The 10,949-nt window shown below is 59.2% G+C and carries 13 protein-coding genes and 1 pseudogene; 13 read left to right on the top strand and 1 reads right to left on the bottom strand.

The features are described 5' to 3' along the window. Window positions 1-12 precede the first annotated feature (12 nt). Entirely contained in the window at window positions 13-564 is a 552-nt protein-coding gene (locus ACIOZM_RS21375; protein ID WP_401216991.1) for a phage baseplate assembly protein V, read from the top strand. Here the strand turns inward: ACIOZM_RS21375 and ACIOZM_RS21370 are convergent, their stop codons facing one another. Next, window positions 565-1,221 (bottom strand): DUF4145 domain-containing protein, encoded by a 657-nt coding sequence (locus tag ACIOZM_RS21370; RefSeq protein WP_401216890.1) that lies wholly within the window; start codon window positions 1,219-1,221, stop codon window positions 565-567. Between the two features lie 101 nt (window positions 1,222-1,322). Between ACIOZM_RS21370 and ACIOZM_RS21365 the strand changes: the two genes are divergently transcribed. The 12 genes and pseudogenes from ACIOZM_RS21365 to ACIOZM_RS21310 form a co-directional block, all read left to right on the top strand. Continuing rightward, the gene (locus ACIOZM_RS21365) at window positions 1,323-1,700 is read left to right on the top strand and encodes a GPW/gp25 family protein (protein ID WP_401216888.1); all 378 of its coding nucleotides are present in this window, start codon (window positions 1,323-1,325) and stop codon (window positions 1,698-1,700) included. Beyond that, complete coding sequence (locus ACIOZM_RS21360) at window positions 1,684-2,805, top strand: baseplate J/gp47 family protein (protein ID WP_401216887.1); 1,122 nt, start codon at window positions 1,684-1,686, stop codon at window positions 2,803-2,805. The genes ACIOZM_RS21365 and ACIOZM_RS21360 overlap by 17 nt, the downstream gene beginning before the upstream one ends. Next, window positions 2,798-3,379: a phage tail protein gene (locus tag ACIOZM_RS21355; protein WP_401216885.1), complete on the top strand. Its 582-nt coding sequence runs from the start codon at window positions 2,798-2,800 to the stop codon at window positions 3,377-3,379. Before ACIOZM_RS21360 ends, ACIOZM_RS21355 begins: the two co-directional genes overlap by 8 nt. Next, entirely contained in the window at window positions 3,379-4,485 is a 1,107-nt protein-coding gene (locus ACIOZM_RS21350) for a hypothetical protein (RefSeq protein ID WP_401216883.1), read from the top strand. The genes ACIOZM_RS21355 and ACIOZM_RS21350 overlap by 1 nt, the downstream gene beginning before the upstream one ends. 10 nt (window positions 4,486-4,495) lie before the next feature. Next, window positions 4,496-4,900, top strand: coding sequence for a hypothetical protein (locus ACIOZM_RS21345; protein WP_401216881.1), 405 nt, complete (start codon window positions 4,496-4,498; stop codon window positions 4,898-4,900). Window positions 4,901-5,025: 125 nt separating this feature from the next. Next, window positions 5,026-6,450: pseudogene (locus ACIOZM_RS21340) on the top strand (terminase gpA endonuclease subunit); the annotation flags it as partial. 1 nt (window position 6,451) lies between these two features. Beyond that, window positions 6,452-6,658 (top strand): phage head-tail joining protein, encoded by a 207-nt coding sequence (locus ACIOZM_RS21335; RefSeq protein ID WP_401216879.1) that lies wholly within the window; start codon window positions 6,452-6,454, stop codon window positions 6,656-6,658. Next, window positions 6,658-8,139, top strand: a complete 1,482-nt coding sequence (locus tag ACIOZM_RS21330) for a phage portal protein (protein ID WP_401216877.1) — start codon at window positions 6,658-6,660, stop codon at window positions 8,137-8,139. Before ACIOZM_RS21335 ends, ACIOZM_RS21330 begins: the two co-directional genes overlap by 1 nt. Continuing rightward, window positions 8,136-9,290 (top strand): head maturation protease, ClpP-related, encoded by a 1,155-nt coding sequence (locus tag ACIOZM_RS21325; RefSeq protein WP_401216875.1) that lies wholly within the window; start codon window positions 8,136-8,138, stop codon window positions 9,288-9,290. Before ACIOZM_RS21330 ends, ACIOZM_RS21325 begins: the two co-directional genes overlap by 4 nt. Continuing rightward, a complete protein-coding gene (locus tag ACIOZM_RS21320) occupies window positions 9,287-9,631 on the top strand; it encodes a head decoration protein (protein WP_142579933.1) in 345 nt (114 codons plus the stop codon). Before ACIOZM_RS21325 ends, ACIOZM_RS21320 begins: the two co-directional genes overlap by 4 nt. Before the next feature lie 63 nt (window positions 9,632-9,694). Then, window positions 9,695-10,690 (top strand): major capsid protein, encoded by a 996-nt coding sequence (locus ACIOZM_RS21315; RefSeq protein WP_401216873.1) that lies wholly within the window; start codon window positions 9,695-9,697, stop codon window positions 10,688-10,690. Window positions 10,691-10,692: 2 nt separating this feature from the next. Further along, window positions 10,693-10,949: hypothetical protein (locus ACIOZM_RS21310; RefSeq protein WP_401216871.1), on the top strand; the 257-nt coding region annotated here is incomplete at its 3' end.

The following is a 10,949-nucleotide window of genomic DNA, read 5'->3' as shown; positions in this document are numbered from 1 at the left end:
GAGCCAAACATGATGGGTGTTGAGTTGGAATATGGGGAAGTCAGCGCTGTGGATCAACTAACTTGCCGTATCCGGGTGCGCCTGGATGATCGCGATGGGGTTGAGAGCTACTGGCTCAATGTGCCTCAGCGCAACACGCAAGGTACGAAGCGTCGGCCTTTGATGCCCGAACTGAATGAGCAGGTCGCAGTGTTACTGGACTCTGACGGTGTGGGCGGTGTCTATCTGGGCGGGATCTACTCATCGGCCGAACCGCCGCCTGTTGTCGATGAGGACACAGACTATGTGCGCTTCAGCGATGGGACCGTCTCGACGTACGACCGCGCGGCCGGGGTGATGACGTTGGATTGTGTGGGGGCTTTGCTTTTGAAATGTGGCCGGAACATCACAGTTGAGGCGGCTGAGCCGGTGGTGGTGAAGGCTCCTTCGGCCACATTGGATGTGCCGCAGGTCACCTTGAATGGAAACCTGCAGTTGAACGGCAACCTGATGGTGGATGGCAACGTCGACGCAACAGGAACAATTATGGATACCGGCGGCAACTCAAAAAATCACACCCACTAACTAGATGTCCCGCCGCTTGGTTACAGGGGTTAAAGCTCGAATTGCCTCTAATTCCTTCTCTGCGGTGATGCAGTGACGAACCGCCATGTTCAACAGGCTGAAGAGCGTTAGTGCGACTTCGGGAGTGTCATTGAGGTTGACGGTTCCTGGGTGTAGTGACTCATTACCCAATATTCGAATAGTGTCGAACGCTATCAGCGCACGGCTAGGCAATCCCTTTTCTACAAGCTCTCCAATCTGGTCATGAATTTTGCCTGGTTTACCGAGAAGCTCCTGACAGAGCTTTTGCACGCATAGTCGCAACAGAGCCGCCGCCGCACGAGGAGAGTGCGTGAAAACCAGCCTAGCTTCTTCATAATCGACTTTTATGTCGGCGGGCATATCGTGCTCCGCCTCGGGCGCAACACACTTCAAAGGAAAAATAAGGGTTGGACGACCTCCTAGGCGCCCGTCCATAGGTAGGGCAGACATTGGCCGGTCCTCATCAGTAATCCACACACTTGGATCTTTGCAGGCATCGCAGATTGAAAGAGCAATAGACGCGTACTCATCACCGTTCAGAAGCAAGTCATTCCATTTCATGCCTGCGAAGGCGCCACATCGTGGGCAATTGAAGCTCTCCTTTCTGCAGACTGGCGTACCGTCGATTTTGCTCATTGATCTCACCCCTCATCCCATTGTTTCCGCTAATGCTAACCTGCATTGGTCTTTAAACTCGATTAAAAGCCAGTGTCAGCTGGTTTTCTCATCATGGGTGCATGACGACGCCCACTCCCTACACCAGCATCACCGCCGCCCACTGGCAGCCCGCCCTCGGAACATCCGGCGAGGTGGTCGAGGGCTTGCGCGATATCGACCAAGCCATACGTATCGTCCTGACTACATCCAAAGGCAGTGATGCCCATCGGCCGGACTTCGGCAGTGACCTTCATTTATATATCGACTGGCCTGTCAACCGAGTAACCCCGCACCTGGTGCGTGAGGCGGTCGACGCCATTCGTCGTTGGGAAACCCGAGTCTCGGTAGTCCAGGTACTGGTCGTCATTGAAGACTCACGCATTATTTTGCGCGTGCAGTGGCGTGTCGCGGACAGTGTCGCCCAGTTGACCGAGGTGCCCTATGCGCGAGCTGCCTAAACCGGTATTCATTAAGATCGATCCGGCTGCCACTGAGGCCGATCTGATTGCTCGATACGAGTCCAAGGCGAACAAAACCTTGTATCCAGCCCAAGTCGAGCGGCTGTATATCGACCAGATCGCCTACGCCGTGACACGTCTGCAGATGGGTATTCAGAACGCGGGTGAGCAGCTGCTGGTTCGGTTTGCCAAAGGGCCGATCCTCGACTATCTCGGTGAGTTGGTCGCCACTCCCAGGCTGTTGGCTGTTCCTGCGCGTTGCCCGCTTCGATTCAACATGCCGGTAGCGGTGCTGCAACCCTTGCTGATTCGGGCCGGAACTCGGGTCAGTACCCAAGACGCCAAGCTCACCTTTCTCACTGACCAGGACGCCATCATTCCGGCAGGCCAGACCCAGGTCAGCGTCACTGCTACCTGTCTGACCGCTGGTGAACTTGGCAACGGCTGGGCTGTTGGCCAGATCAGCAGCGTTGGTAATCCGCCAGTCGCAGGCCTAACCGCGACGAACACCAGCGTCACTGCTGATGGAGCCGAAGATGAACAGGATGACCGTTATCGCGAACGGATCATCCTGGCACCTGAAGCCTTCAGCAACGCTGGCAGCCGTGGGGCCTATCGCTACCACGCCCTGGCGGTCCATCAGTCGATCATTGATGTCGCGGTGCAAGGACCGGACGAGGGGCAGTCAGATGGCCACGTCGCACTGTTCCCCCTAACCACTACTGGATTGCCTTCGCAAGAGCTGCTTGACCAGGTCAAGAGTCGGGTGAGCGGCGAAAAGTTACGGCCACTGTGTGACACCGTCCACTCCTACGCGCCCATCGAGGTCAACTATGAGATCAAGGCGCGCATCACCTTTTACGACACGGCAACTCGTGCTGAAGCGATGAAGGCTGTCGACGTGGCTGCCGTTGCTTATGCCGCTGAGCGGCGTGCGGGGCTCGGGCGAGACCTTGTCCAGGAGCAACTGACCGCGCTGCTGCAAGTGAATGGCGTTTATCGGGCAGACCTGGAGTTCCCGAATGCTTTGCGCGAGCTGCAGGGACACGAATGGGCGAACTGCACCTTGATCCAGCTGGAGGATGCAGGGGTGGTTAATGGCTAAGCAACAACTGCCACCAGCCCTAGCCGGTGACGAGCGTTTTGCATTGCTGTGCGAGCTGCTCGACGAAACGTTGGACAACCTCGATATCGACTCGATGTTGGTGTACCTGGTCGACCTGGTAAAGCCCCAGTCACTGCCGAATCTGGCTGACCAATTCTCCCTCCTCGATGAGGCTGCCTGGTTGCTGGCTGAGTCAGAAGACGCCCAGCGTAACCTGATCAAAAACTCAGCCCAGCTCCATCGCTACAAGGGCACGCCCTGGGCGATTCGTGAGGTCATTCGTCTGCTGGGCTTCGGCGAAGTGACGCTCCAGGAGGGACTGAGCAATCAGGTCCGCGATGGTTCGATCACCAGGGACGGAACTCATGTTCATGGAGATCCCAGCACTTGGCCTCTCTATCGAGTTTTTCTCAAGCGCGCCATCACTAATGACCAGGCTGCGCTTTTGCGTCGCCTCCTACTATCCGTCGCTCCGGCTCGTTGCCGCTTGGTGTCGCTCGACTACCAGTCAGTGGCTATCCGGCATAACGGCTTTGCTCGTCGCGACGGCCAATACAACTATGGGAGCAGCTAATGGCCGATTTACCCGAATCAAATGAATGGACAGAAGGCATCTACCAGCTTGAGACATCCGACCCGGTATTGGGCGGGCCGGAAGGTATCGACAACCTGCAAGGTAAGCAGCTAGCGAACCGAACGAAGTGGCTCAAGGATCAGATCGCGAAGATCGTTGATGGTACGAACGCAATCGGCAAGGCAATCCAGCTGAAGACGGCTCGAACATTGGAGTTCAAGGGCGCAGCAACGGGAAGTGGTATTTACGATGGGAGCGCTGACACCGAGATCACGTTGACGTTGGCGGACAGCGGTATCGTTGCCGGCTCATTTACCAAAGTCACCTTTAATGCGAAAGGCTTGGCAATCGACGGTAGCAACCCGACAACCTTAGCGGGTTATGGCATTGATCCCGCTACAAAAGCTGAGGCCGAGGCTGGAGATAACGCCAAACCTCTCACGGCTCAAGGCGCTCTTTGGGTGTTGGGAAAGGTCAAGGGGTTTGCCAAGTTCACGGTTAATGGAAGTTTCACTGTGCCGACAGGCGTTACGCAGATCTGGCTGAGTGGATGTGCGGGCGGAGGCGGCGGCGGGAGTGGTAGCGGTGGTACAAACTCTTCGCGCGGCAGTGGTGGCGGCAGCGGTGGCGCTGGCCAGAGCATCCAGAAGGAGCCGTATGCAGTCACCCCAGGGCAGGTTATCCCGATCACAATCGGCGCCGCTGGGTCGGGTGGCGTTGGCGTAGGCACGCAAAATGCCGTGGGGAACGTGGGAACAAACGGCGGGAATACAGTTGTTGGCACGCTAGTCACACTGACGGCTGGGGGTGGCGGTTCTTACGGAACAGATGGAACAGGCGGGACTCGTGGCGCCGGTTGGCCGAATGGCTCCCACGGTAGTGATGGAGTCCTTGCGGGCGTTGGGGGTGGTTCTGGCGATGGCCATGTCGGTGCCTCGGGCCCCTTTGGCGGTGGTGGCGGCGGTAGTCGCGCCGTCGGCAGTTCGGCCTCAAATGCCAGTGGGTATGGGGCGGGCGGCGGTGGCGGCGCGGGTGGTGGGGCTCCGGGCACGCCTTCTTCAAACGGCGGTAATGGCTCACCGGGTTTGGTGCTGATTGAGTATTGAGGGTAAAGATATGACAAAGCAGATCATTTATGACGTGCGCACGGGCTTAATCATCGAGTGGCAAGATCTTGAGGTGTTCGGCTATGCCGAGCCGCCGCCAACCGCAAGGCTGCTCTCGGTGACGTCGGAGCAGTGGGCGCGACAAGATTCGTTGCGCTGGGTGGTAAGCGGCGCTTTGACGTCAGTCGAGCCGGCCGCGCCGGAGCCGGTAATCGTTCCGCGAACGCAAGAAGAAATCGAGGCGCTTCGCCTGCTGGCATACGCGGAGCCAATTACGGGTTCTGATCGCTACTTTGCCGAGGCCCAGCGGATGCAGTTGATGCATGAAAGTGGCTGGGAAGTAGTGCTTGAGAAGGCCATTTCTCGTTATCAAGCAATTCAACTGGAATACCCATGGCCAGTTTCAAGTGACTGAGCATTCATGAACGATCACCTGGAGAACCGCGCAGTCCTGCTTTTGATATTCTGTTGCAACAGATGCAAAAGAATCAGAGGTTATTTATCTCACATCAGGGCGCGGATTTTTCGCGCCCGGCATCACGAGCGAGTACTTTCGGTCGCAACGCTAAGTTTTATTTCTCCAGTTCGCCAACGATCAAAGGCGCTTCGCGGATTGCGGATCTCTTTGAAGGTAGCGACCAGCGTCACTACTACGTGCCCTGTCCAGACTGCGGTCATATGCAGGTACTGGAATGGGAGCATCTTCACTACAGCGACGATTTCAGCACCGTGCATTACAAGTGCGCTGGAGCCGAATGTGATGTGCTCATTGAGGAACACCATAAAGGTGAAATGCTCGCCAAAGGCGAATGGCGTGCGCACGCTGAGGGCGATGGCGAGACGGTAGGATTCCACCTTAACGCACTCTATTCACCGCCCGGCTGGATGGACTGGCGCACCCTGGCTATGCAGTTTGAGAAAGCAAAAATCGCTCAAAACAAAGGCGATCTCGAACCTATGCAAGTGTTCTACAACACTCGCTTGGCCAAGGTTTGGGACAGTGCGCAAGAGCAAACCAAGGCCGAAGTTCTGATCGCTCGGGCGCGTCTCGAAACCTATACTCTCGGTACGATGCCGGTCGGTGTATTGATGCTGACCGGCGCTGTCGACGTTCAGGCCAACCGTTTGGAACTGATGGTGATGGGCTTCGGCGTCGGCATGGAACGCTGGGTTGTGGATCACCAGATCATCTGGGGCGACCCGGCCGACGAGCGCACCTGGTCCGTTCTGGACGAGAAACTCAAGGCCCGATATCGGCATCCCTGCGGTGTCGGTTTAGCCATTCTCGCCACTGGCGTTGACTCCGGTGGTCATCACACCGACGAGGTCTATCAGTTCTGCCGCGTTCGCCGCTGGCGCAATATCTTCGCCATCAAGGGTGCGAGCAAGCCGGGTCGACCGGTGATTGCACAGCGCCCATCCATGGTTGACGTTACATGGAAGGGCCAGACCGAACGCAACGGCGCCGAGTTGTGGTTCGTCGGTACCGACACCGCCAAAGACTGGATCTACAACCGCTACCCGTTCCCGGACGGTCCTGGCTCGCTTCACTTTGCCAATGACCTGCCGGACGAGTTCTTCGCCCAGTGCGTGGCTGAACGCAAGGTCGCTCGTTACGTGCGCGGCCACAAACGTATCGAGTGGATCAAGGGTAAAGCAGAGCGTAACGAAGCCCTCGACCTCATGGTGTATTGCTTGGCGATGGCGCATTACTTGGGCATCAATCGTTATCAAGAAAATGACTGGGAACGCGTGCGACATTCGTTGGCGCAATCTGGATTGTTTGATGACACACCGGTTGCGAAGACCGTTCATGACGCGCGCATTACCACGGCAGTTCCACCAGCGACAGTTGTCGCTTCCGCGAAATCCGCACCCCGACCTGCTGCACCGGTCGCGACACCGCGCCCTGTGGCACCCCCTCAACGCCGCAGCTCTGCCAGCGGTTATCTGAAGAGACGCTGATATGTCCTTTACAAAAAAGCACCTCGACGCAGTTGAGGCGGCCATTGCTCGCGGTGAGAAAACTGTGCGCTACACCGACCGTACCGTCGAATACCGCACGGTCGATGAACTGCTCAAGGCGCGCGAGGAAATACGCTCGTCGTTGGCAAGTGCAACTGGGCCACGTTCGCGCGTCGTCCGGCTGTACCATGCTGGGAAGGGGGTCTGATGGCCCGACAGTTTCCAACGCTGACCCGTAACGGATTTGTGCTGCCGTCCAACATCAAGGCCAGTTACGAAGGCGCCGGTGAAGGGCGCCGCTCCACTGGCTGGGACGCTCCCGACAACGGGATCAACAGCATCAACACTCCCGCCCTGCGCAATCTGCGGTCGCGTTCGCGGGCGGCGGTTCGCAACGACCCTTACGCCTTCAACGTCATCGACAAGCGCGTCAGCAACCTGATCGGCACGGGCATCACCCCTCGACCCACAACCGACGATGATGCTTTGCGCAAGCTTCTGCAGGAGCTGTGGGGGGATTGGGTCGATGAGTCGGACGCGGATGATCGCACCGACTTCTACGGCCAGCAGGCGCTGGTAGCACGCACGGTTGAAACCTCGGGCGAGTGCTTCGTACGGTTGCGTCCGCGCGGGCTTGATGAAGGCTTGGCCGTTCCGCTGCAGCTGCAGATCCTCGCACCGGAATTCGTGCCACACGACAAATTCGAGACCACCAAAAACGGCAACGTCATCCGCGCTGGCATCGAGTTCACCCCCGGCGGCAAGCGGGTGGCGTACTGGATGTACCTGTCGCATCCGCGCGATGCAGCGTCGCTGAACGCCGGCTACAACCAATTGGTCCGCGTGCCTGCCGCCCAGGTGCTGCACATCTTCGAACCGGTGGAGCCTGGTCAGTTGCGGGGTGTGCCGCGATTGTCGCCGGTGCTCAAACGCCTGCGCAGTCTGGACAACTACGATGACGCAGTGCTGTTCCGTCAGGAAGTGGCCAACCTGTTTGCCGGTTTCATCAAGCGTCCGGCGCCGGACTCGGGACCCCTTCCCAGAGATCCGGTGACCGGTCAGCCGCTCGATCTGGATCGAGATGGCTTCACCCCGATGGTCGCGCTCGAACCCGGCACCATGCAGGAACTGGGGGCAGGTGAGGAGGTTGAGTTCTCCAAACCACCGGACGCCGGCAACAACTACCCGGACTTCATGCGGCAGCAATTGATGGCTGCAGCGGCGGGTAGCGGTACGCCTTACGAGATCCTCACCGGCGACATGCGCGGGATCAACGACCGAGCGCTGCGGGTGGTGCTCAACGAGTTCCGACGTCGCCTGGAACAGCTGCAGTTCAGCGTTTACGTCCATCAACTCTGCCGCCCGGTACGGGCGGCGTGGATGGACATGGCGGTGCTGTCTGGCGTCCTGGTGCTGGACGATTACGCACAGAAACGCCGCCAGTACCTACGTACCCGTTGGGTGCCACAAGGCTGGGCCTACATCCAGCCAGTACAGGACGTGCAGGCACGCCGGATGGAAGTACAGGCCGGGTTTTCTTCTCGTAGCGAGATGGTGCTGCGCACCGGCTACGACGCCGAAACGGTCGATCTGGAAAACGCCGCCGATCTGGCACGGGCCACAAAACTGGGCCTCAACTACAACACCCTTGATGCCGTCGAAGACACCGACGACAAGGAGCAACCATGAGCAAACAAGCGCGACCGCGCATTTACAACCGCGCGGGCAAGCGCGTCGAGGTTCAGGACAAGACCTGGTATGCCCTGCAGGCCAGTGGAGAGGCCACCGAGCGAGTGATCGAGGTTTTTGTCTATGGCGAGATCGGCGCGTGGGGCATCACTGCCAATCAGTTCGTGCAGGATCTGCGCGCCATGGATGATGGTGTGTCACCGGTGATCGCCGCGTTCAACAGCATCGGCGGCGACTTGTTCGATGGTTTGGCCATGCACAACGCGCTGTCGCGTCTGGGCGAGCGCTGTACCGGACGGATCGATGCGCTCGCCGCCAGTGCTGCCAGTGTCGCCGTGTGCGGTGCGCACCGGGTGGTGATCGCTTCCAACGCGATGTTGATGATCCACAACCCGTGGACCTACGCCGCCGGTGATGCGGAGGATTTCCGCAAGGTTGCAGACGTCCTCGACCAGACCATGGAAGCGATCATTGCGGCATACAAGGCCAAAGCGCCCGACATTGATGAGGTAGAGCTGCGGCGTCTGGTGGCGGCTGAAACCTGGCTGACCGCCAACGAAGCGGTGGCTTTGGGCCTGGCTGATGAAGTGGGTGACGGCGTCAAGGTCAAAGCCTGTCTTGGTCAAGGTGCGGTGCTGCAACGATTCCAGAACGCACCGGCTGAATTGCTGGCCCAGCTCGAAGAGCCGCCTGAACCGGATCCCGAACTTGAACCTGTCGATCCGCCATTGGTGCCGCCTGTAGTCGACTCGGCCAAGTTGGCATTGATGATCACTCAGCGCTGCACGGCGGCGGGCATCAGCAACCTGATCGAGCCGCTGCTCAAGTCCACCCAGCTTGAAAGCGAAGAGATCGTTTTGGCGGGGCTGGCACGCGCCAAGGCGGTGAACGACCTCTGCGTGGCCGCGCGTCTGCCGGAATTCAGCGCCGAGTATGTCGCGGCCGGTCTGGATGCGGCGGCGGTGCGGGCGCGTCTGTTCGACAAGATTGTCACCAGCGGTAAGGGCTTTGAAATCGACAACAGTCTGCCGCTGGCGGACGACCCGGCACCCAAGGTGCTGGCCAAACAACCTGACCCCAACTCGATTTGGGCTGCTCGCCAAGCGGCTCAAACTGGAACCGCGCACGGCGCGAAAGGAGCACGAGCATGACCATCAAACAGGAACCGATGCACGCAGGTGAATTCCTGCTGTCCGAGGGCGCCGGCACGATCTCGCGCGAAGCGATTAATGTCGCGGCGGGTCCAGCATTGTGGCCGGGACAAATTCTCGGGCTGGTGACCGCCACCGGCGAATTCGCACCGTACAACCCAACGGCAGAGGACGGCAGTGAAAACGCTGTCGCAATTCTCTACGGCCCGCTCGGCGAATCCGACGTGGTGCGTCGCGGTCGCGCCGTGGTGCGGTTGGCCGAGGTCAGCGAAGCGCACTTGACCGGCCTCGATCTGGCTGCCGAGAAAGCCTTGGCCGCACATTCGCTGATCGTCCGCTAAGGCGTTTCCTTCTTTTATATGCATCCCGCCGCGTGCGGGATTTTTCGTTTCTGGAGAGTACCCATGGCCGATATCGCCATTTTTGACGACGAAGCGTTTACCGTTACTTCGCTGACCGCTGCACTCAATGATCAACCGTACCTGCCAGGGCGCATCAGCGCCTTGGGACTGTTCCGCGAGGAAGGCATTACCACGCTGACCGTTCAGATTGAAAAGGACGGCGACACCTTGGCACTGGTGCCCGCTGGCGAGCGTGGCGGTTCTGGTCTGGTGGTTGCGGCGAGCAAGCGCAACCTGATCCCGTTCAACACCGTGCACCTGCCTGAGCGCTTCACGATCAAGGCCGACGAGATCCAAGGCATCCGTGCTTTCGGTACTCGCACTGAGTTGCAGGCGGTGCAGGACGTGGTCAATGCGCGCCTGGCTAAGGCGCGGCGCCAGTTGGACGCCACACACGAGTTCCAGCGTATGGGCGCACTGAATGGCCAGATCCTCGACGCCGATGGCTCGACGATCCTGCTGGACCTTTACGACCGTTTCGGTGTGCAACGCCAGAAGCTGCCCATGGGGTTGGCAGATCCAAGCACTGAGCTTCGGGTTAAATGCGGTGAAGCACTGGACATGCAGGAAGACGCGCTCGGCAGTGTGACCAGCACCGGTTCTCGCGCCTTCTGCGGCAAGAACTTCTGGAACAAGCTGATCGTTCACAAGTCGGTCAAAGAGACCTACCTCAACAGTCAGCAGGCAGCAGCTCTGCGCGGTGATGCTCGTGAAAGCTTCGAGTTCGGCGGCATCATCTGGGAGCGCTACCGTGGCAAGGTGGCCGGAGTTTCCTTTGTCCATGACGACAAGGCGCTGCTGGTTCCCGAAGGCGTGCCGGATCTGTACATCTCGGTGTTTGCCCCGGCTGACTACATGGAAACGGTCAACACTCAGGGCATTCCGTACTACAGCATGATCGAGCCGCTGCCCTTCAACAAAGGCATGGCCGGTGAGGCGCAGTCCAACCCGCTGCACCTGTGCACCCGACCACGTGCCCAGATCCTGCTGGAGCTCTGACCGTGGGCTTTCGCGACCTGGTCGCCGAGGTCGACGCGGTGGTGTTCGAAACGCTGGGCGATACCGCGCGGATCGAGGGTCGCGACGAGCCAGTGTTCGGCATGTTCGCCGCGCCCTGGCTGCAACCCAAGTTCGGCAAGCTCAACACCGGGTTGCGCGAGCCGCGCTTCGAGATCCGCGTCAGTGATTCGCAAGGCCTGGAGCAGGGGATGCTGGTCAGCGTTGACTTACCTGCCTTGGATGGCGGCGGTGACTACGA

The sequence above is a fragment of the Pseudomonas sp. NPDC087346 genome (genome assembly GCF_044744235.1).
GTDB lineage: Bacteria > Pseudomonadota > Gammaproteobacteria > Pseudomonadales > Pseudomonadaceae > Aquipseudomonas.
Note: the sequence above shows the minus strand (reverse complement) of the source record. Positions and strands in the feature narration are given on the sequence as shown.